13 protein-coding genes are annotated in these 21,613 nt (G+C 43.3%); 5 read left to right on the forward strand and 8 right to left on the reverse strand.

The window, feature by feature from the left end; translation table 11 throughout:
• Positions 1-97: 97 nt before the first annotated feature.
• The 3 genes from E0F88_RS09580 to E0F88_RS09590 all read left to right on the forward strand — a co-directional run bounded on the left by E0F88_RS09580 (position 98) and on the right by E0F88_RS09590 (position 6,330).
• The gene (locus E0F88_RS09580) at positions 98-3,286 is read left to right on the forward strand and encodes a SusC/RagA family TonB-linked outer membrane protein (RefSeq protein ID WP_131958012.1); all 3,189 of its coding nucleotides are present in this window, start codon (positions 98-100) and stop codon (positions 3,284-3,286) included.
• Positions 3,287-3,299: 13 nt separating this feature from the next.
• The gene (locus E0F88_RS09585) at positions 3,300-4,901 is read left to right on the forward strand and encodes a SusD/RagB family nutrient-binding outer membrane lipoprotein (RefSeq protein WP_131958013.1); all 1,602 of its coding nucleotides are present in this window, start codon (positions 3,300-3,302) and stop codon (positions 4,899-4,901) included.
• 76 nt (positions 4,902-4,977) lie between these two features.
• Complete coding sequence (locus E0F88_RS09590; RefSeq protein ID WP_131958014.1) at positions 4,978-6,330, forward strand: aryl-sulfate sulfotransferase; 1,353 nt, start codon at positions 4,978-4,980, stop codon at positions 6,328-6,330.
• 72 nt (positions 6,331-6,402) lie between these two features.
• On the opposite strand, the gene E0F88_RS09595 is transcribed toward E0F88_RS09590, so the two are convergent.
• Complete coding sequence (locus E0F88_RS09595; protein WP_181956083.1) at positions 6,403-7,902, reverse strand: SusD/RagB family nutrient-binding outer membrane lipoprotein; 1,500 nt, start codon at positions 7,900-7,902, stop codon at positions 6,403-6,405.
• Positions 7,903-7,929: 27 nt separating this feature from the next.
• Positions 7,930-11,148: a SusC/RagA family TonB-linked outer membrane protein gene (locus E0F88_RS09600; RefSeq protein WP_229213719.1), complete on the reverse strand. Its 3,219-nt coding sequence runs from the start codon at positions 11,146-11,148 to the stop codon at positions 7,930-7,932.
• 378 nt (positions 11,149-11,526) lie between these two features.
• On the opposite strand from E0F88_RS09600, the gene E0F88_RS09605 reads away from it, so the two are divergent.
• Together E0F88_RS09605 and E0F88_RS09610 are read left to right on the forward strand one after the other, a co-directional pair.
• A complete protein-coding gene (locus tag E0F88_RS09605; RefSeq protein ID WP_131958017.1) occupies positions 11,527-13,974 on the forward strand; it encodes a TonB-dependent receptor in 2,448 nt (815 codons plus the stop codon).
• Positions 13,975-14,355: 381 nt separating this feature from the next.
• A complete protein-coding gene (locus E0F88_RS09610; RefSeq protein WP_131958018.1) occupies positions 14,356-16,809 on the forward strand; it encodes a TonB-dependent receptor in 2,454 nt (817 codons plus the stop codon).
• A gap of 97 nt (positions 16,810-16,906) precedes the next feature.
• Here the strand turns inward: E0F88_RS09610 and E0F88_RS33650 are convergent, their stop codons facing one another.
• From E0F88_RS33650 to cobT, 6 genes are all read right to left on the reverse strand, one after another.
• Positions 16,907-17,077 (reverse strand): hypothetical protein, encoded by a 171-nt coding sequence (locus E0F88_RS33650; RefSeq protein WP_165940027.1) that lies wholly within the window; start codon positions 17,075-17,077, stop codon positions 16,907-16,909.
• Between the two features lie 139 nt (positions 17,078-17,216).
• Complete coding sequence (locus tag E0F88_RS09615; RefSeq protein WP_131958019.1) at positions 17,217-17,666, reverse strand: hypothetical protein; 450 nt, start codon at positions 17,664-17,666, stop codon at positions 17,217-17,219.
• Between the two features lie 107 nt (positions 17,667-17,773).
• Complete coding sequence (locus tag E0F88_RS09620) at positions 17,774-19,186, reverse strand: enolase C-terminal domain-like protein (RefSeq protein WP_131958020.1); 1,413 nt, start codon at positions 19,184-19,186, stop codon at positions 17,774-17,776.
• 108 nt (positions 19,187-19,294) lie between these two features.
• The gene (cobC, locus tag E0F88_RS09625) at positions 19,295-19,816 is read right to left on the reverse strand and encodes an alpha-ribazole phosphatase (RefSeq protein WP_131958021.1); all 522 of its coding nucleotides are present in this window, start codon (positions 19,814-19,816) and stop codon (positions 19,295-19,297) included.
• Positions 19,801-20,592, reverse strand: coding sequence for an adenosylcobinamide-GDP ribazoletransferase (locus E0F88_RS09630; protein WP_131958022.1), 792 nt, complete (start codon positions 20,590-20,592; stop codon positions 19,801-19,803). The genes cobC and E0F88_RS09630 overlap by 16 nt, the downstream gene beginning before the upstream one ends.
• Positions 20,589-21,611, reverse strand: a complete 1,023-nt coding sequence (gene cobT, locus E0F88_RS09635; protein ID WP_131958023.1) for a nicotinate-nucleotide--dimethylbenzimidazole phosphoribosyltransferase — start codon at positions 21,609-21,611, stop codon at positions 20,589-20,591. The genes E0F88_RS09630 and cobT overlap by 4 nt, the downstream gene beginning before the upstream one ends.
• Positions 21,612-21,613 lie beyond the last annotated feature (2 nt).

The raw sequence follows: 21,613 nt of genomic DNA on the forward strand, positions 1-21,613 counted from the left end.
CATATCCACCAACAGAACATCTGACTAGTAATCAAATCATTTACGAATTACTGTTCTTGCAAATCTATTTAACACAAAACTTTATACCGACATCTGCATGAAAAACTTCTTCTTGCTAATCTTCTTCCTACTGCTTACCTGCCAATTGCACGCTCAGTCAGTAACGGTGAAGGGAACAATTACCGACTCCGAGAATAAGGACCCGCTCCCTGGCGTTTCTGTTTTGATCAAAGGAACCACGCAGGGAACTGCAACAACTACAAACGGAGGTTATTCTATTGACGTTCCAAAGGGAGCTGTGCTTACTTTTTCTTTCATTGGATATTCTGCCAAGGAAGTAACTGTTGGAAGCGAAACGATCATTGATGTTTCCCTAAGTCCCGACACACAAATTCTCTCAGAAGTGACCGTAACCGCATTGGGTATCAAACGCGAAAAACGTGCACTGGGTTATGCAGTTTCTGACGTGGGCAGTGAGAACATTGCCAATAATGGAGAAACCAATGCCATTGCATCCATCGCAGGTAAAGTTGCAGGTGTGAGTATTTCCTCTACCACGGCGGGTGCAACAGGCTCAAGCCGGGTTGTCATCCGCGGTATTCGTGAATTACAGGGAAGCAACCAGCCTTTATATGTAATTGATGGCGTTCCTGCCGTAAATGGTAACATCGGAAGTGCTTCTCAATGGGGAGGATTTGACCTTGGTGACGGACTGTCGGATATCAATCCAAATGATATCGAATCAATTTCAGTCTTAAAAGGATCGGCCGCTGCGGCACTTTACGGTAGCCGGGCATTAAACGGGGTTATTTTGATCACCACCAAAAGCGGGAAGGCAAACAAAGGAATCGGTATTGAGCTAAACAGCTCTTTTACCATCGACCAGATTTCCACGCGTATGGATGAAAGACAGAAAGTCTACGGACAGGGTAACGATGGTGTGTTCCCGACCGACCCGCTTCAATCCAGAAACATTACCAGCAACTGGGGACCAAAATTTACGGATTTTGAAACCATTACCCAGGCAGACGGAACGGTAAGGCCTTATAAATACATGGATGACAATATCCAGGATTTTTTCCGGGCCGGTAAAACCTCAATGAATACAATCGCGGTGTCAGGAGGAAAAGATGACAACACAGTCCGTCTGTCTTACTCTAACATAGCCAACAGTGATATCGTACCAAAAAGTGGTTATGATAAAAACATCTTTGCGATCAGGGCAACTTCAAAAATCACGAACAACCTGACTGTTGACACCAAGATCAACTACATGACCGAAAAAGTAAGAAACCGTCCGGCGCTGACCGATGAAGTGAACAACATTGGTAACGGTTTACTCGGCCTGGCGGCAAATTTTGATCAGGCCTGGTTACAGGATTACATGAATCCGGACGGCACATATAAAAACTACACAGGAAATATTTACCGCTCCAATCCTTACTGGACTTTAAATAAAACATTCAACAAAAGTACGAAAGAAAGAGCCGGTGGTTATATCAACCTAACCTACAAAATAAACAGCATGTTTAGTTTGAATTTGCAGGCGGGTACTGATTTCTTCTCATTCAATCACGAGAATTTCTATGACAAATATACACCTGCTTATGACGGTGGTGCTCTGAACCAGCTTTCGATGAACACCAATGAAACCAACTTCCAGGGTTTGCTTAATTTTAACAAAGACCTTGGAAAGGATTTTAAGATTTCGGCACTTGCAGGAGCGAACCTGATGAGATACCGGAGCAAAGGTGATAACATCAGCGCGACTCAGATCATCGAAAAAGGAACTGCTAATCTTGTCAACTTTACAGAGAAGCTGATTCAGCCTTTTGATAACCGTAAAGAAATTCAATCAGTATTCGCCAGTGCACAGCTAAGTTTCCGCGAATACCTGTTCCTGAATTTGCAGGGAAGGAACGACTGGGCCTCCACTTTACCGCCGCAAAACAACTCTTTCTTCTACCCGTCTGTAGATGCAAGTTTTGTAATTACCGATGCATTTAAAATTGAAACTCCGGCTTTATCTTTTGCCAAATTACGTGCGTCATATGGTCAGGTCGGAAGTGATTTTGACCCATATAAAACAACTTTTGCATACAGCCTGACAGGACGTTCACTTAGAGGATTTCCGATGGGCGAAATCCTTGGAACCTCTATTCCGAACGCCGATCTGAAACCACAGATCAAAACTTCATTTGAACTTGGAACAGATATTCGTCTTTTACATGACCGCATCGGACTTGATTTGACTTACTATGACGAAGTTACTAATGACGTACTGCTGGATATTACCGTTCCGGAAACAACAGGTTTTAACAGTGCTTCTTTAAATGCTGCCAAACTGAGAAACCGTGGCTTTGAGATTCTACTGAACACGGTGCCAGTAAAGCTCAATAACGGCTTCCAGTGGGATTTGTCTTTCAATTTTGCAAGAAACGTGAACGAAGTTGTTGAATTGAGCGACCTGCTGGAAACTTTCACGGTTGCAGAAGCACGCTGGGCAGGAGCAACGATTATTGCTGAAAAAGGAAAGCCGTTTGGTACCATTAAAGGAAACGGATTTTTGCGTGATGATAATGGCAACCGTGTTTTTAACAGCAGCAATGGCGAACCGCTTCCAACCACAACACCGATCACGCTTGGTAACACTTTGCCAGACTGGACCGGCGGTATGATCACCTCGGTTTCTTTTAAAGGATTACAACTGAAAGCCGCGCTGGATGTTCGGGTAGGCGGAGATATTTTCTCAATGACCAACATGACCATGCACATGAATGGCTCACATGCCAACACAGAAGAAGGTCGTGATTCATGGAATTCGTATCAGCAGGACAGACAAGCCGCACAACGTGCTGCCGCGGCGGCAGGAGCGGAAGCAAATCTGGACGATCCGACAAGTCCATATTACGTTAACCGTGCAAACAGAGGTTTTATCGGCGCAGGTGTAAATCAGGAAGGTGCGCCAAATACGATCCCGATCAGCCCGGCTGCTTACTGGCAGAGCATTGGAAATAATATCCCTGAACCTTTTATCTATGATGGCGGCTACATCAAACTCCGTGACCTTGGACTGAACTATACGTTTTCAAGTTCCTTGCTAAAAAAGACACCGTTTAAGACAGTCACTTTTGGAGTAATCGGCCGTAACCTTTGGATTATCAGCAAAAACACGCCGAACATCGATCCTGAATCAAACTACAATAATGGCAATGGCCAGGGGTTTGAATACGGTTCACTGCCCGGACGCAAGAGATATGGTTTTAACCTGGTTGTGAAATTTTAATCAAAGAACTTACATGAAAAAGATCATATATTCCATTGCAGCATCACTTCTGTTAATGCAGGGCTGCACAAGTCATTTTGAAGAACTTAATAAAAATCCTGCTGGTTTCTCGACTATTTCTCCCGGTGTTCAGCTAACCAAAGTTCAGGCCGATCTTTCCGGACAGCGTGAAGATGTTTGGCGTTACGACCTGGCGATCAGTTCGCCGCTGGTACAGCATCTTGCAGGTTCCTGGTGGACACAGCATGGCGGGCAATACCGTATTCTTGACAAAGGCCAGTGGTATACTTTGTGGGAAACGACTTATCCGAGAGATCTGAAAAATATCCAGGATCTCGTTGACAGGACTGCAGCTGATCCCGAACTTGTCAACATACATTCTGCTGCCCGAATTATGCGGGTTTATATCTTTTCAAGGTTGACAGATCTTTACGGAGATATTCCTTATTCTGAAGCAATTAAGGGATACACAGACAAAATCTTCCTGCCAAAATATGATACACAGGAAGAAATTTACAACAGCTTTTTCTCCGAACTGGACGCAGCCGTAAAAGCAATGGATCCCACCAAACCTATTGTTGGCGGCGATGTATTTTATGACGGAAATGTCGACAAGTGGAAAAAATTCGGGAGTTCGCTTCGTCTGAGGTTAGGTTTTCGTTTGACAAAAGTAAAACCGGATGTTGCAAGACAACAGGTAGAAGCCGCTATTGCAGCGGGCGTCATGACCGACAACAGTTTTTCATGTATCATGAAACATGAGGCCATCAATTATACTTTCGGAGAAAATCGTGGAAACGGGCGCGCACAAGTATTTCAGGCTGACATTTCTTCTTCCGGATTCAGACTTGCCAATACGCTAGTTGATTATTTGAAATTGAAAAAAGATCCGCGGTTGTTCATTTATGGCGGCACTTACCTTCCAATTAATGGAAGTGAGGCTATTGACAATAACAACAACATGGACATCACACCTTATCTGCAGGAAGGAATTCCTTACGGAGCGATGTCGTGGAATGCCTGGATGCCCGATCAAACGATTGTTACAGCTTCCGGTCAGAGTGTGGTAGTGCCAACAGCCTATCGCCGGATGCAGCCAAGTAAATACGTGGCGGCCATCAACGCACCATTTTTCCACCTGACTTATGCCGAAGTTGAATTCCTTCTTGCAGAAGCTGCTGCACGGGGCTGGGGCGGACAAACGGATGTGAAAGCACATTTTAACAAAGGAGTTCAGGCAGGCTGCGAGCAGATGGTTAACTATCCCGGAGCACCTGCGATTGCACAGCCGGCAATCGATACTTTAAAAGCAAATTATCTTCCGTTCCCGACGACCCTGGCCGGACAAATGAAGGTAATTCATGAACAAATGTGGGTTAACTTTTTCATGAACGGTACAGAAGCATATTCTAATTTCCGCAGAACCGGATATCCTGCACTTGTTCCTTTTACTGTCGTGGACTGGTATACCAGCGGGACAAATGGTGTGATTCCCCGCAGGTTCTTCTATCCGGAATCAGAAGCGGTGCAGAACCCGACCAACTATAAATCGGCCGTGAGCCGCATTGGCGGACAGGATGACTGGCTGAAACGTGTTTGGTGGGATAAAGAATAAATGGTAATAAGTAGCTGGTCAGGACTTTGGAAATTTCCGGAGTCCTGATTTTTTAATTTTAATCCTATGTTTTAACATGAATAAATTCCGGATTTACCTTACCATGCTGGCTGCAGCAGCCATCTTTTCATGCTCAGAAAGTGGAAAGTCCGTTACGCCTCAACTCCAAAGTTTCTCTGTTATTCTTAACAAAAATTCAGCATTGGTGGTTAAGGTAAAATTCAGCTTATCGGTTGACAGCAAGGCACATGTCAAGTATTGGCAGGCCTCGGAAAGTGAAAGCAGCGCGAAACTTTCCGCGCTCTCAGACTCAAAGATAAATCATACGGTTTCGCTTTACCAATTGCGGGAGAAAACAGCTTACAATTACAAAGTCGTTGTTTTGGACGCATCAGGGAATGAATCTGAAACTTCGCAGATACAAACATTTACCACAGAAGCCATGCCGGCCTGGCTTAATACTTATTACAAAACGGCCGAAAATACGATTCAGGAAACGCTGCCGGGTTATTACTTTGTCGTACCTTCTGCAAAACCAAACGGATTGCTGCTGATTAACAATTCGGGTAAAATTGCATGGTATTGGTCGCCACCTTCAAACTACATTGTAAAAACAGCCAGGATGACGGCAAAAAATTCAGTTTTGATGCTGCTGGATGAAAATGCAACGCCCTTTGGAGATGGCAATATTCTTCTGGAGACAAATCTGGCCGGCGATACCCTTTCCTATTTCCGAATGGGTGAAAAGGGTTTTGACAAATCGATTCATCACGATCTGCAAATGGACAGCAAAGGAAACATCGTTGCCATTACCAATACATTCAGCAACAATTTACCAGGCGATGGCATCATCGTTCTCGACAGCCAGGGTAAAAAAATCTGGGAATGGTCGACATTTTCTGAACTAACCAATATCGATCCGACCAATTATGCGCAGCCCTGGGGAAACTCACTGGTGATCGACAAAGACAACAACTACATTGTTTCCCTGCGGTCGCTGTCACAGGTTTGGAAGATCAATTCGTCAACCGGAAAAGTGATGTGGAAACTTGGTAAAAACGGAACCATAAAAATGCCTGAAACAAGCAACTTTCTCTTTCAGCATTTTGCCCACCGCAATGCAAATGACGAAATTATGCTTTTTGATAACGGCAGTGCGGCACGTCCGGAAACCAGGCTTCTTTCTTTCAACCTGAACGAAACCACGCTCGAAGCTACGCCTAAAATTAATATTTCACTTCCTCAAAATTTATACTCCATGATTATGGGGAGCACCAGTTTGTTACCCGATGGCAACCTGCTTACCGTGAGCGCAGTAAATGGAAAAATATTGAAAATGACTAAAACAGGACAAATCCTTTGGACCATATCAGCCTCGCAGCCTATTTACCGGGCAGAATATCTTGCTAATCCTTTCGAAACAGAGTAAATTTTTTAGACATAAAAAAAGCGGAAGCCACACCCTGCTCCCGCTTTTCGCATTACTAAACAATCACTTCATTTATCTTTTGTCCCACCACACTTTTGAAACGTAGGTATCTCCTTTCGTTAATCGGGATGAGGCCGTTTTGTAGTTATCTTCATTGAGCAGCGCTTCTCTTGATGAGTAAATCGTACGCCGTGGTATTGTTCCGTTGGTAGAACCGGCATTCGGACCCGGCGCAAGTGTTGGATATCCCATTCTTCTCCATTCGGTGAAGGCTTCGTACGAGCGGCCAAACAACTGTATCCATTTCTGGGTACCAATTTTATCCAGTTTCTGTTCTTTTGTTAAACCTGTAAATGATAGTTGGTCAGCAAAGTTGGCCGGCACTGTTGTGATATTGTAGGGATCCTGCGCTAATGCAGCTCTTACACCAGCCTGGTAAAAACCTTCGGCCTGTTCAGCCGTTGCTCCCCACCCTTCCAGCGCAGCTTCCGCTTTATAAAACGAAACGTCCGAAAACGACATCACAATACACGGAATCGCAGGGCTGTATGCTCTGTTGAAAAAAGTAGTTGTGGAAGCAGTCGAATAATCATCCTTTATAATGGTTTTTAGGATTGCATCTGTAAGCGCAACACCAATTCCCTTGTAAGCCGGTGTGCCCGCCTTTACAGAATTCACGCTTGGCTGTGCAATACGCGGCAAACGGGGGTCATTTGTTGAGACCAACTTCGTCACAAAAGCGTCCGCCAGATATTTAAGGTCCGGACTCCCTGCCAGGAAATGATTCAAAATCGGGTGCACATTTGCATTGGTTGCGTTATTAAAAGTCGGAACCGTAGCGTTGTCGGCATTGCTTTCAAGAAGCGGCTGTGCCATTGCAGCTGTTACCGTTTTTTGTGCCAAAGCAGGATCGGAATAACGAATACGCATTCCCAGTCTTAATTTCACCGAATTTGCATACTTTTTCCATTTAGCAACATCCCCTTTGTAATAAAAATCAGCCGAGCCATAACTTGCGTCAGCTGCGTTCATTTGAGAAATTGCAACGTCTATATCTGTGATCAGGGATTTATAAATGGATTCCTGTGTATCAAAAACCGGTTTGTTGTTTACATCGGCAGGTCCCAAAGCGGTTTGAGAATAAGGTACATCACCAAAAAGATCTGTTAATCTCTGCCAAACCGCAATCTCAACCACCCGTGCAATCGCCAGTTTGGTTCTTGCTGCCGGATCGTTTTCCTGTCCCTTTAAAAGCTCTGTACGGATCTGGCTGATGTTTCTGATCAGGTTGTAATGTGCTTCCCAGGTACTGTTGTCTGCCTGCTCCACATAACGTGAACTGGAAATCAAAACACCGCCTGCCCATTGCTGTATCCAGGAACCGTATTGGTTATTAGGATATTCCACTCCTTCCGCAAAGGCGCCATCCCGCTGAACCCTGGAAAGCAAAAGACCCGGATCGATGGTGGTTACAGAGTTTGGCGGCGTATTCAACTTTTCAAAGTCGCCGGTGCAGGATTGAAAAAGGCAAACAGCACCAGTCAGTAATATTGATTTAAATATATGTTTCATTTTTATAAATTATTCAGATTGATACGATTACAACTCCACATTCAAACTCACCCCAAAATAACGCAGCAAAGGCAATGCTGTTGATTCCATTCCCAAACCGGAGTTTCCTACGTTGAAAGAAGAAGCCTCAGGAGCGAAACCTTCTGTCTTGCGCTGCAGATAAAACAGGTTACGACCATAAATACCGGCACGAATTCCTTTGAAAGGTGTGCGGCTAACCAGTTTGGCAGGAATTGAATAGTTCAAAGTCAGCTCGCGGAACATTACATAACTCGCATCGTTCAGCATTTCTTCGGGAATAACATTGTCCTTATCCGGTGCAACCACGTTCCAGTAATCCTGTGCACGGATCTGCTTTGTATTTGCCTGTCCGCTGCTGGTGTATGTTCCGTCAGCGCCCTTTGTTGCAGAAACTCCCTCAGCAATATAAGTCCCGTCACGTCCGGGCAGCGTCTTTTTAATCGTACCGTAAACCAGTTCTTCACGCATACTTTGCGAATAAATCTTTCCACCCTGGCTGATATCGATCAAACCTGCAAGCGCAATGCCTTTGTAGCGGAAACTGTTATTAAACCCGCCGATCCATTTTGGCAGCGCATTTCCAAGTTCATAAAGAATTTTAGCATTTGATTTTACAGGTAATCCGGTCGCAGCATCAACCAGCCGGTTTCCCTGCGCATCACGCTGCCATTGAAAACCATTTCCGATAATCGTCCCGAAAGCTTTGCCCGGGGCAGCGATTACGTTCACCCCGCGGTCGGTTCCCAGGGTATACAAGTCAACGCCCTCTGCAAGGGAAACAACTGTGTTTCGGTTACGGGAAAAATTAAAAGTTGCATCCCACGTAAAACCACCGGCTGTTTTAAGCGGAGTTCCGTTTAATGTTAATTCCACACCGCGGTTACGGATTTCCCCGGCATTAATTCTTCGTGAAGCAAATGTACTTGAAGGTGGCAGAGGCACATCCAGGATTTGATTTCTGGTTGTTGCGTCATAATAGGCAAATGCAATTCCTGCCCTGTTTTTGAAAAATCTTGCTTCCAAACCTACTTCCGTAGAAGTGGTCAGTTCGTTTTTAAGATTCGGATCCGGAATCGTGGACGTGTAAGCCGCCAATGGAATTCCCCCATGTGAAACAGCATCAATCGAATAATTACCGGTTAACTGATACGGAGAGCCCGAACTACCCGCCTGTGCAACAGAAGCTCTCAGTTTCAGGAAGCTAAGTACATCACTCTGGATATTGAAGGCATCGGAAATAACAAAACTTGCACTGACTGCAGGGTAAAAGAAAGAATTATTTTCTGGCGAAAGTGTTGAAGACCAGTCATTTCGTGCGGAAAAATCAAGGAATAAAAATTCTTTATAACCAACCTGTCCTGATAAATACACCGAGTTAATGGACGATTCTGTTAATCCAAAAACAGAAGAATTTGTCAGCGTATTGGTGATCGTGTACAATCCCGGCGCGATAAATTCACTTCCTGTGTTTCCGGTTGTGCGGGAGAAAAACTTCTGGTGGTTGGCACCGAAGTTCAAACCAAGAGAAATATCTTTTGAAATCTGAGGTGTAAGCGACAAAAGAACATCACTGTTGTCTTCTCTCACACGTGTAATTTGCTCCGAAATATCTCCGTTTTTATTCGGACTTGCATAGGTTCCTTTTTCACGATACCGGAAACGCTGATCGGTATACAAATCGATACCGGTTTTGGCAGTCAAACGAATCCAGTCGTTAAACTGGTAGCTAAGCCTGATCAAACCAAGCAGACGCTGGCGGTCATCCGAATTGAAAGTATGGTCTCTTGTCCAGTACGGATTGGCTGTGGAAGAGTTGGTTGCATATGTTTTTTCCAAACCAACATAAGGCACAGTTCCGTAACCTAATTGTTTGCTGATGTCAGCTGCCGTCCAGGCTGAATTCTCATTTACATCAGCGCCCAAACTACGTGGCTGACTGATAAATATATAAGCCGGGTTATCTGCCGCATCGGACACTGTCGGACGATTTTCTCCTGCCTGGCCAATGTAGTTTGCCTTTACATCCAGCTCCATTTTTGAAGTAACTTTTGCCACCGTTCTCAAACTGACATTGTTACGTTTTAATGTATTGCCCGGTGTGTAACCATCGATATTGGTGTTCCCGTAAGAAAGACGATAGTTGATGTTGTCGTTTCCACCTTCAAGGCTCAGGTTATTCATTACCTGTCTTTCCGTTCTGAAATAATGCTGGAAAGTATTTGGCTGCGGTGTGAAGCTCAGCACATTTCCGAACTGGTCTTCATACTGCTGCCCTTCCATTTTAGCTCCCCAGCTTGCCCGGGTAAAACGGTCACGGCCACCGCTGGTTTTTGGCATTCCCTGAATATTGGCTGCCTGTGCTGCTGCCCAGGTATAAATTTTACCATCATTTCCTTTGAAGTTGGTAAAAGTACCATCCAGCCCCTGTCCGTATTCGTTTTGAAAATCAGGCAGAACAAGTGCATTTCCTGATGAATAATCGATACCATACTTAATGCCAACTCCTTTACGTGATTTTCCGGATTTGGTAGTGATCAAAATTACACCGTTACTTCCGCGCTGTCCGTAAAGTGCCGCTGCGTTAGGACCTTTCAAAACAGACATGGATTCAACATCTTCCGGATTGATATTGGAAATACCATCGCCATAATCGATACCTCCGCTGGCCCCCGGTGAATTTGGATTGCTGTTATCCATCGGAATTCCATCGATAACATACAGCGGCTGACTGTTACCAACCAAAGAATTCGTTCCGCGGATCACGACCCGGGAAGAACCACCTGCACCATTTGCTGAACGTGTTACCTGAACCCCGGCCATTTTACCTGCGAGCGATGTTGCCAAATTGGCTTCTTTGGCAGTAGAGATTGCCTCTCCCCCGATCTCCTGAACAGAATATCCAAGGGCTCTTTTATCTCGTTTGATACCAAGAGCTGTCACGACTACCTCAGACAAATTCTGGGTATCCTCAAGCAAAGTAATATTGACTTCTGATTTGTTTCCGACAAGAACTTCCTGACGAACATAACCTACAAATGAAAATACCAACAGCGCTTTGTCATCGTCCACAGCAATTTCGTACTTTCCGTCCACGTCAGTCGCTGATCCGCGCGTGGTTCCCTTTACTAAAACACTCACTCCGATCAGTGCCTCTCCTTTTGCATCTACAACACTACCTTTTACAGTTTGTTGCGCATAAGCCAGTCCGGTAAAACAGCACAACATTAGCATGCATGCACATTGCCGAAAAAAAATAGAATGGTAATTTTTCCTCATAATTGGTGTTGATAATTGATAATTGGTGTACAAAAATTGTCTTGGTAAAACAACATTTAGTATACAAATGCTGCTTTCCTAAATATACAAAACGTTCTTTGAATACGTTTCAAAAGCCAATTTAAAATACTTTTGTTTATATCCTTTCTAAAACCTGCGCAGGTATTATTTGTGATTTGTCCCACTTAAATAATAAAAGAACCACTTATGTAATCTAAGGTTCTATGTTATACAAAGTACCTCATCTTTGTATAACAGAAAAAATATCAAAACCAGCCGGCTAACCTTGAAAGCGTTTTGGTTTTGAAATAATTAAATCTACTAGCCATGAAAATCTTAATTTACTTCACAGTAGCTCTGCTACTTAGCGGCAGCTTTGTGTATGCCCAAACAACTTCAACCGGAAAGGTTTCCGGAACTGTACTTGATGAAAAGTCGGAAATTTTTCCATTTGTCAATGTACTTCTGTTGAATGCCAAAGACTCTACATTAGCAAAAGGTCTCGTTTCTGACGATAAAGGCAAGTTCATCTTTGAGCAGGTAGCGGCCGGGCGTTACCTTACCCTTGTTTCCATGGTTGGATATCAGAAGGAATACAGTAAAGTTTTTACTGTGGAAATTGGATTGATTAGCCTGCCGGAAACAAAACTCCGCCAAGAGGAAAAAGCATTGAATGAAATCACTGTAACCGCTAAAAAACCTTTTATAGAACAGCAAATTGACCGGACGGTAATCAATGTAGAAAACAGCATTGTATCTGCCGGGTCAACTGCGCTGGAAGTACTGGAGCGCTCGCCGGGTGTGACCGTCGATCAGCAAAATGATAAATTACAGTTAAGAGGAAAAGACGGGGTAATTGTTCAGATCGACGGAAAACAAACGTTTCTGTCACAAGCCGAACTTGTTAATCTGCTGCGGAACACGCCCAGCGATAACATTGAAAAAATTGAACTCATCACAAACCCTTCTTCCAAATACGATGCAGCCGGAAATTCGGGAATCATCAATATCAAATTCAAAAGAAATAAAAACTTTGGAACCAATGGAAATGTGACATTAGGCGGTGGCATTGCTTCTCGCGGGTATGGTCGTGGAAACGGCTCTGTTTCCATTAATCACCGCGAAGGAAAATTAAGTCTTTTTGCAACCGGAAGTGGTTTTAAAGGAGAAGGGTTTAATGAAAATAAAATTGTACGTAAAGTCGAGTACGAAGGTGTAACAACAAAGTTTGATCAGATTTCAAGCAGTGACTGGCACTCTTCCAATTACAGTTACCGGGCAGGGTTAGATTATTTTCTAACCAAAAAAACAACAATCGGTGCTCTTGTTTCTGGTTTCTACAATAAATGGAGTAATCCGCTTAGAAATACCGATACAAGAATTTTGAACGGAGATGAAAGTCTGCGCCAAACTTACCATACCGGTATGCAGGGAAGCAACCGAATGAACAACATCACCGCTAATATCAATCTGAAACACCAGTTCGATGACAAGGGAAAAGAACTGACAGTTGATGCCGATTATGTGCAGTACGACAGCAAGGGATTCAACGGATTGGACACGCGCTATTACAAAGCAGATGGCAGCGTTGACGGGAACCCTGAGATCATACGAAATAATATGCCTGCGCTGATCAACATTGGTGTTGCAAAAATGGATTATACCCAGCCAGTGGGAAAGGGGAAATTTGAGGCGGGACTGAAAGCCAGTTATGTTTTGTCCGACAACAACATGACATTTGAAACTTTTGCGGACGACTGGCAGATCGACCCTTCAAGAACCAACCGTTTTAAGTATACCGAGAATATCAACGCCGCGTATGCAAATTACAACGGACAATTTAATTCAAAGACAAAATTCCAGCTTGGACTTCGTGCAGAACATACCCATGCGATTGGAAATTCTGTAACGCTGAATGATAAACGCGACCGAAATTATATCAATGTTTTTCCAAGTGTTTTTCTTAGCCGCAATCTGGATTCAAGCAATGTGCTGAATTTGTCATACAGTTACCGAATAGACCGTCCGACCTACCAGTCATTAAATCCTTTTGAATATTATCTGGATCCTTACACCTTCGAAAAAGGAAATCCTTATTTGAAGCCCCAGTATACACATTCATTTCAATTGGTACATGTTTATAAAAATTTCCTGAATACGACCCTTGCATACAGCCGGACGAAGGACATGATCGTAAGCCAGATTCCACAGCTGATTGCCGAAAAGAACGTGACTTACCTAACGACCGATAATCTTGATTCGCAGAATTATTTAAGCCTGACAATCTCAGCTCCGATTGCGGTAACGAAGTGGTGGAATTTGCAGACTAACTTAATAGCTACACTAAATCAATACAAAACCTATTATCGTAATGCTTCCTACGATGTGGACCAGTTTAGTTACAATGTATCTGCAACCAATTCTTTCACTTTACCAAAAAACTGGACAGTAGAACTATCAGGCTGGTACAACAGCAAAGCAATTTACGGTCTGCTTGTCGTTCATCCTCAGGGCATGCTGAACCTGGGAATACAAAAATCACTCATGGCGAAAAAGGCCACGGTACGTTTGAATGTTCAGGATTTGTTTTGGACAAATAAATTCACAGGAACAACACAGTTTGAAGATATTGACCTGAGCGTAAAAAGCATGTGGCCAAGTCGCCAGGTTCGGATGACCTTTACCTACCGCTTTGGAAATCAGAATGTAAAAGGTGCGCGCCAGAGAAATACCGGTTCCGATGATATTCAAAAACGTGTAAACAGCGGGAATTGAAAGCGCAAAACATTTCGGCTAAAGCTGAACTTACCTCATTATCTGTAATCCCCCAGGCTTGCTCCTTGGGCTGATCACTTGGTTACCGGTATGACGGGGCTTCTGCCCAGGATCTCTTGCACACTCAGCCTGCTTTTTCAACCATTCAAACTTTTTTTCTGGTTTGGTGCAACTTTCCTTATTCAATTTGTATCTATGATTCGGGACTGCAAAGAGGTCACTCCGTTTAACACACAGAAAAACCATTCATAATAATAATGGTTCTATGTAATACCAAGTACTTATCTTTGCAATGTACTAGAAGTTAAAAAGGCGGTTACAACAGCTCAAACTGTTTAAATGCAGAATTGATTTTTAGTCGACCAAAAATATCTATTAGCCATGAAATTCTTTACAAACCTAACAGTAGCACTGCTGCTTGGCGCTAGCTTTGCACATGCTCAGACATCACTTAACCTCTCCCCCACAGGGAAGGTGTCCGGCGAGATACTGGATGAAAAGGCAAAGCCCTTTCCATTCGTAAACGTGCTTTTACTAAACGCAAAGGACTCTACACTTAACAAAGGTCTCGCAGCAGACGAAAACGGAAAATTTCTTTTTGAACAGGTAGCAGAAGGTCAATATCTGACTTTGGTTTCCATGGTTGGATACCGCAAAGAATATAGTAAACTTTTTAAAGTCGAAAACACATCGGTAACGCTCCCGGCTACAAACCTGCAAGCGGATATTCAGTCACTAAGTGAAGTTACCGTAGTTGCGAAAAAGCCATTCATCGAGCAACAGATTGACCGCACCGTTGTAAATGTTGAAAACAGCATTGTTTCAGCAGGAGCAACTGCCCTGGAGGTACTTGAACGAGCTCCCGGTGTGACGGTGGATCAACAAAACGATCAGCTTAAACTTCGAGGTAAAGAAGGTGTGATCGTTCAGATCGATGGGAAACAAACCTTCCTTTCGCAGCAGGAACTGATGACGTTGCTTCGCAATACGCCAAGTGATAATATTGAGAAGATAGAACTGATCACCAACCCATCAGCAAAATATGATGCTGCCGGGAATTCGGGAATCATCAACATCAAAATGAAGCGCAATAAAAGCTACGGAACAAATGGGAATGTAAACCTGGGCGGAGGATATGCAAAGTATGGAAGAGGAAATGCTACAGCAACAATCAATCATCGTGCAGGCAAGCTTAGCTCATTTATCAGTGCAGGTGCTTTTTTGAACAAAGGTTTTAACAACAATTCCATTTATCGTAAAATTCCTTTTGAAGATAAGGTCACTATTTTTGACCAGAGAACAGAAAGAATCAATAAATCGGAATATTACAACGTACGTGCCGGACTTGACTATTTTGTTACAAATAAAACAACAGTCGGCGTTCTGGTTTCAGGGTTCAGAAGCGAATTCAGCAATCCATTTGGACAAACCAATACCAGAATATTGAATGAAGATCTGAGTTTGCAGCGTACTTTCAGAACAAATGTGTCTAACGGCGGCAAGCAAAATAACATCAGCACCAACATCAATTTAAAACATCAGTTCGACGATAAAGGCAAAGAGCTGACCTTCGATGCGGATTATGTAAACTACAACGGAAATAACCGCAGCGAACTTGATACACGTTATGCAAAATCAAACGGCGAGCAGGACGGAAATCCTGAACAGGTCCGCAATAACATGCCTTCGAACATTAATATTGGCGTAGCAAAACTTGATTACACACAGCCACTGTGGAAAGGGAAGTTTGAGACCGGTTTAAAAGCAAGTTATGTTGCTTCGGATAACAATATGATTTTTGAAACCAAACTCGATGACTGGACCCTCGATCCTACCCGATCCAACCAGTTTAAATACACGGAAAATGTCAATGCAGCCTATCTTAATTATAGTGGAAGCATTTCAAAAAAGGTAAAATACCAGCTTGGGGTACGCGGTGAACACACGCATTCGATTGGTAATTCTGTGACGTTGAACCAAAAGCGCGACCGGAATTATGTGAACCTTTTCCCGAGTGTTTTCCTGTCCAACCAACTGGATACGAACAACGTGATCAACCTGTCGTACAGTCGCAGAATAGACCGGCCCAATTATCAGTCACTCAATCCCTTCGAATTTTATCTGGATCCTTACACTTTCCAAAGAGGAAACCCGAATTTAAAACCGCAGTATACCAATTCGTTTCAGCTGGTTCATTTTTACAAAAATTTCCTGAATACGACGCTGGCATACAGCCGTATAAAAGATATGATCGCCGGAGAATTGCCGCAGCAGATTGCATCTGAAAACAAAACGTTTGTCACATCAGATAACCTTGACAATCAGGATAATTTCAGTTTAACATTTTCTGTACCCATTCCAATCAGAAAATGGTGGACACTTCAAACGAATTTCACTGGAGTGTACAATCATTATAACTCAATTTACCTCGAAGAAAAACTTGAAATCAAACAAGCTTCCTGGAATATGTATGCCAACAATCAGTTCACGATGAAGAAGGGCTGGTCGGCGGAAATTTCAGGATGGTATAACAGTCGTGCATTTTACGGTCTTTACGCAGCCAGGCCAATGGGAATGCTGAATGCCGGTCTTCAAAAAAGTATCTGGAAGAAAAAGGGATCCCTCCGCCTGAATGTAAACGACATTTTCTGGACCAACCGTTTTCGCGGAAGAGCATTATATAAAGACATTGATTTCGATGTAAGGTCAGAATGGCCGAGCAGACAATTCAGACTTACGTTCACGTATTCCTTCGGGAATCAGAATGTAAAAGGCGCCCGCCAGCGCAATACCGGATCTGATGATCTTCAGAAACGGGCAAACGGCGGAAGTTAAGGAATTCGGCCCGTAAAGGCTTTATTCATAAATTAGTTAGGTTTGTTATGCAGAAAATCCATCACGTCTTACGTGATGGATTTCTTATTTAAAAACCTTACAAAATCACCATAATATCCGATTCCGGTTTACTTTTTTTCTCATCTTCATTATAAAACCGAACATAAAAAGCGTCCACAATTTTATCGTAATCTTCCGAAGCGCTTGCCTCCTGAAAAAGCTCTGATTGAAAGAAATCTTTGAGTTCTTCTCTTGATGGTTTAGTCATGATTGCTGATTTTAGTTGAAATAAAAATGGTCAAATTCTGTACCAATTCGGCCTGAAGATATTTAAAACGCCAAAACGGGTTGAATTAGCTTTAAAGCACTTCAACCCGTTTTGATATTTTTCAAAAACCTTATTATGATCAGGGATTACCCGGCATAGACGAAAGCTTACCTTCCTCGTCCGAAATTTTCTTTCTTAATGATTCGATGTTTTTAGTGAGTTTATCAAGATCATCCGAGGCTTTCCTTGCTCTTTTTGCATCCTTACGCGCTCCGCTGGCCGCTTTACTTGCCTTTCTGGATAAGCTTTTATCCTGTGCATCGTTTGCTAGTTTTTCGGCAGCCTTATTATTTTCATCAGCAGATTTTTGTGCCTGCTCCGCTGTTTTTTCCTTCTCGCGGGTTTTGCTTTCCAATTCATTTTCCAGCTTGGCCAGTTCCAACTTACTATCGTTCAGCTTTTTGCTAACTTCCAACGCATCCTTTTGTTGTTTCAAGTTATTGATAGAATCCTTCGAGACTACTTGTGCTGATACAGTCAGAGAAAACAGCATCATGCAAAGGGCGTTTATTAACAGGTACTTTTTCATATTCTTATACTTACGTTAAACATTTCAACCAGTATACGCAAAAACCATTCCCTGCCAAAATTAATTTTAAATCGCAATCGTGAGGAGTTTCCTATCCACTTTGTGATTTATTTTTCCTCAAACAGACCATCGTAATGCGCAGAAGAATCCATGATACCTCCACTCTGCTCAAAAAATGATTTGTCAGTTATGTATACACCTTTGTTGGTTTTCGTCCAGTTTGCTCCAGCTTTTGGATGATAACTCATCAGGCGATCCCAATTCTTATAGTACTGATGCCCATTGGTTTCCTGTAAACCAATCGAGACATTTGGAAAAGGTGCAAGCCGTGCAGCAACAGATTTATTCCAATCCACCAAAATCGGATTAACCGTCAAATCCGCACAAAAACAGGGTATTTTTTTCTCGTGAGCTAGCTGCGTTATTTTCATGGTCATGCTGAGCGTTTTGGCAATTGCTTTCACGATCATTACTGAGTAGCCCTGTTCTATTCTTTTTGCAGCGTCTTCTACGGTGTGAGCACTTTCATCCGCTCCTATACGGACGCCAACATCACCCACGAAGGAATCGTTGTCTTCTCCCAACGGCTCTTCAATAACCGCAATTTGGTCCAGTGCACCGAGTTTTTTAACGTGATCAATAAACCGTAAAAGCGTTTCCTTTTTCTCGTAACGGCCGTTTGGATCTATATAATAAGGTATTTTACCGTTTTTGGTGTAAGGTGTTTCATAATGCCCGATCGATTTATGCACAGCGGTCATAAAAGCCATGTCGTTTTCAAGCATTTCTGCCTGCGTTCCCGCCGAGCCCGTTTTCAGCTTCATGATAAAATAACCTTCATCGGCGGCTGATTTTATTTTGGCAAGATCGGTTCCTACAGGAAAGGATGGAATGCTGGCAACTTTATCATGACGAGACGAAAGGCTGGGTTTGTAGGCATCCGGAATCATTTCGTCAAAAGACTTCATTCCGTTCTCCTGAGCATACAGAAGCCAGGCAGCATTATCAACGCTCACCAGTGCATTTAAAGCAAAGGTTTTTCTTAAATCAGGAATACCGGTAATCTTTTTTCCGTATGCTAAAACTTCCGGCAACAAATCGTCGAGAAGAGAAACCGGATCGGCAAAAGTGTTTCCTTTCATGAGCTGAAGAGCATGTTCGCTCATGGCATACATCAGCGCATTGCCAGCACTTTGCGAATGTGCCGCGGCAACGCGAGAATCCGACCAAAGCACACCCTGGGTCGCCAAACCCACTTTTTTAATTCCTGAATCGGATTCAAGCATAGCCGCAGTCTGCCAGCTTTCTGTGATCTGGCTTCCCTTAAAACGATAGGGATTCAAAGCTTCACGATCGAAGTTTGAACTTACGTTTTTGATCCTGATTTTAGCCGTTGATTTCTTTTCCGGTAATTTTTCGGCCGAAGGAAATCCGCTTATTCCAAGCGCCATCAACGAAGCCGAATATTGTACAAACTCGCGGCGATTGATTGGGTTTTCTCCGCTTGTGAGGTTATTCATTATGCAAGAGTGAGTTTAAAAGCAGTCAGTTATAAAAGACAATATCAGGAGAAGAAGTCACTTTTTGCTAATAAATACTGGTCAACCCGCTTCGAATGCATGTGCCGTTCAGATCTCAACCTTTATTACTTCACCATAACCCACTTTTATTTCAAAAACCGAAGCCAGCGGAATTTGCTTCAGCAATGCTAACACAAGCCGGATAACACCTGCATGTGTCACAATTGCAATTTTCTGATCTGGGTTTGTTGGAAGCTCCTGCCAGAATTCTTTCACTCTTTCAAACATTTCCTGCATACTTTCCCCGCCGGGAACACAAACATTCACAAAATCGTCCATCCACAATTGCAGCTGAACCTGATCGACGGTATCCCAGGTTTTCCCCTCCCACTCTCCGAAGTTCAGTTCCGCTAACTGGTCGTCTGTTTGAAAATCTCTCGTGATCTGTTTTGCCAATTCAGTACATCTCAAAGCCGGACTCGAATAAACAAGGTCAAATCCTGCCGGCAAGTTTTGTTTTGCCACTTCCCATTCCTGAGCAAAGTTTTCCGTTAACAGCACTTCGCTCCTTCCGTAAATAAGTCCGGGCGTCAACAGCGGTGTGGTGTGGCGGATCAGATAAACTTCCATAGAACGGCTATGTAAAAATAAAATACAACCTCACAAACCTGCTGGACTGCACCCAGACAATCGCCGGTATAACCTCCAATCCACTTTTTAAAATATCTGCCAAGAAAAAATGTAACCAAAACAAGTAAACCGATAGAAAGTAAAATCAACGGTTGTTTTACATAACAAGACAAAGCGAGCATGGGCGGAATCCCAAAAGTACCAGCCATTACCAGGGTTTTAACATCGGCTGTTTCGGCAACCGGTTTTGCTTTGCTATCCTGTGTCTCTCTTGCGTACGGCTGATTAAAAATTACAAGTACGGGCATAAATCTGCTGACAGCATGCGCAGTGACCAGTATTAAAAAAAGTATTGTAAAGTCAGTATTTATAAGAACTGCAAGTTGTAAAAGCAGAGAAAATTTCAGCGCCAAAATCAGGATCAGGCCGACGGAACCGTAGGTTCCAACTCGGCTGTCCTTCATAATTTCAAGTATTTTCTCCTTGGTCCAGCCGCCGCCGAAACCATCGCAAACGTCTGCAAAACCGTCTTCGTGAAAAGCGCCAGTTGTCAAAACTGATGCAGTCATTCCAAATAAAAGGCCGGTTGAAGTATTTGTCAGATAAGTTAGCCCCAGCCAGGCTAATGCGGTTATAAAACCCACAATCCATCCGACTAACGGCAGATACCTTGTAGCCCGGCTAAGATTTTGGGGATGATATAACACCCATTTCGGAACCGGAAAACGTGTATAAAATTGTAAAGCCGTAAAAAAAAGCGTCAGTTGTTTTATCATAACTCCGCTTTTTGACTTACTCCTGCACTTTCAAAGCTCGCCATCTCAGTAAAAAAGAAAACGGCGCTTTGTAAAATCGGATAAGCAAGGGCGCAGCCGGTGCCCTCACCCAACCGCATGTCCATTTTCAAAACCGGATCTACGCCGAGTTTTTGCACTAATAGCTGATGTCCCTTTTCATTTGACTGGTGACAAAAAACCGCGTAATCCTGAACAGAAGAGTTCATTTTTAAAGCACATAGAAAGCTGACAGAAGCGATAAACCCATCAACCAAAACAATCATTTTAAGCTTTGCCGCTTCCAGCATAGCACCACACATCATCGCTATTTCATACCCGCCAAAAGTCTGTAAAACTTTTAGCGGATCGTCGTCTACGTCCGAATGTTTTTCAAGTGCTTTGTTAAGAACCGACATTTTATGAATTACCTGCGCGTCATTCAGTCCGCTGCCTTTTCCTACGCAGTCTTCAAGCGGAATATTCAGCAATTTACTCATAATCAGGGAAGCAGAAGAAGTATTCCCGATTCCCATTTCACCAAATCCGATGACATTACAGCCCGTATCCTGCACTTTACGAACGAGCTCGGCTCCCTTTAGCAGGCAGTTTTCACATTCCTCCTTTGTCATGGCGGCTTCTTTCAAAAAGTTTCTGGTACCGTGACTTATTTTGGCGTGAATCAGTCTTTCATTTTGGTCAAAATCATAATCTACGCCTGCATCTACCAGCCAGAGATTGATTCCGTGTTGTTTTGTAAATACATTGATGGCAGCCCCTCCGTTAATAAAATTTAACACCATCTGCGGGGTTACCTCCGAAGGGTACGCGCTTACCCCCGATGAAGCAATTCCGTGACTGGCAGCAAAAATGATGATATGCGGTTTTGTAAGTTCAGGAGTTAGCGTATTTTGTACAGATGCAACCTGAAAAGCCAGTTTTTCCAGTTTTCCCAAGGCACCAACCGGCTTGGTCTTATGATCAATTTTATGCTGTATTTCCTTGCTTAATGATGATTGCATTT

This window comes from Dyadobacter psychrotolerans (assembly GCF_004349265.1).
In the GTDB taxonomy this organism is placed as follows: Bacteria; Bacteroidota; Bacteroidia; order Cytophagales; family Spirosomataceae; genus Dyadobacter; species Dyadobacter psychrotolerans.

Coding starts and splice junctions, on each gene's coding strand:
- E0F88_RS09580 (WP_131958012.1), top strand. CDS start 98: ATGAAAAACTTCTTCTTGCTAATCTTCTTCCTACTGCTTACCTGCCAA.
- E0F88_RS09585 (WP_131958013.1), top strand. CDS start 3,300: ATGAAAAAGATCATATATTCCATTGCAGCATCACTTCTGTTAATGCAG.
- E0F88_RS09590 (WP_131958014.1), top strand. CDS start 4,978: ATGAATAAATTCCGGATTTACCTTACCATGCTGGCTGCAGCAGCCATC.
- E0F88_RS09595 (WP_181956083.1), bottom strand. CDS start 7,902: ATGAAACATATATTTAAATCAATATTACTGACTGGTGCTGTTTGCCTT.
- E0F88_RS09600 (WP_229213719.1), bottom strand. CDS start 11,148: ATGTTGTGCTGTTTTACCGGACTGGCTTATGCGCAACAAACTGTAAAA.
- E0F88_RS09605 (WP_131958017.1), top strand. CDS start 11,527: ATGAAAATCTTAATTTACTTCACAGTAGCTCTGCTACTTAGCGGCAGC.
- E0F88_RS09610 (WP_131958018.1), top strand. CDS start 14,356: ATGAAATTCTTTACAAACCTAACAGTAGCACTGCTGCTTGGCGCTAGC.
- E0F88_RS33650 (WP_165940027.1), bottom strand. CDS start 17,077: ATGACTAAACCATCAAGAGAAGAACTCAAAGATTTCTTTCAATCAGAG.
- E0F88_RS09615 (WP_131958019.1), bottom strand. CDS start 17,666: ATGAAAAAGTACCTGTTAATAAACGCCCTTTGCATGATGCTGTTTTCT.
- E0F88_RS09620 (WP_131958020.1), bottom strand. CDS start 19,186: ATGAATAACCTCACAAGCGGAGAAAACCCAATCAATCGCCGCGAGTTT.
- cobC (WP_131958021.1), bottom strand. CDS start 19,816: ATGGAAGTTTATCTGATCCGCCACACCACACCGCTGTTGACGCCCGGA.
- E0F88_RS09630 (WP_131958022.1), bottom strand. CDS start 20,592: ATGATAAAACAACTGACGCTTTTTTTTACGGCTTTACAATTTTATACA.
- cobT (WP_131958023.1), bottom strand. CDS start 21,611: ATGCAATCATCATTAAGCAAGGAAATACAGCATAAAATTGATCATAAG.